This window comes from Pseudomonas sp. SIMBA_041 (genome assembly GCF_046535095.1).
GTDB classification, from domain to species: domain Bacteria; phylum Pseudomonadota; class Gammaproteobacteria; order Pseudomonadales; family Pseudomonadaceae; genus Aquipseudomonas; species Aquipseudomonas mucoides.
In genome coordinates, this window is sequence record NZ_JAWRXJ010000929.1 from 1 (window position 1) to 236 (window position 236).

General features: G+C 57.2%; 1 pseudogene. It reads right to left on the reverse strand.

Annotation, left to right across the window (positions count from 1 at the left end):
• Positions 1 to 171 (reverse strand): annotated as a pseudogene (locus SB725_RS33850) (sodium:proton antiporter); the annotation flags it as partial.
• Between the last annotated feature and the right edge of the window lie 65 nt (positions 172 to 236).

Consider the following 236-nt stretch of genomic DNA (forward strand, 5'->3'; position numbering starts at 1 on the left):
GACGCGTTCTTCCAGGCCAGGGAAGCCGATCAGGCTCAGGCCCTGCAGCATCAGGGAGAACAATAACGCGGTGACCATCACGCCAATGGCGGGTGGCAGGCCGATGAAGCGGTAGTTGACGTAGGTGAGGAGGGTGGTGAGGCAGATAAACGCGGCAACTAATTCAAGCATCCCGAATCCTGTAACAGTGGCTTCCAAGTCGTACCCGAATGGCTCGGGCAGTTCTTTGATGACCT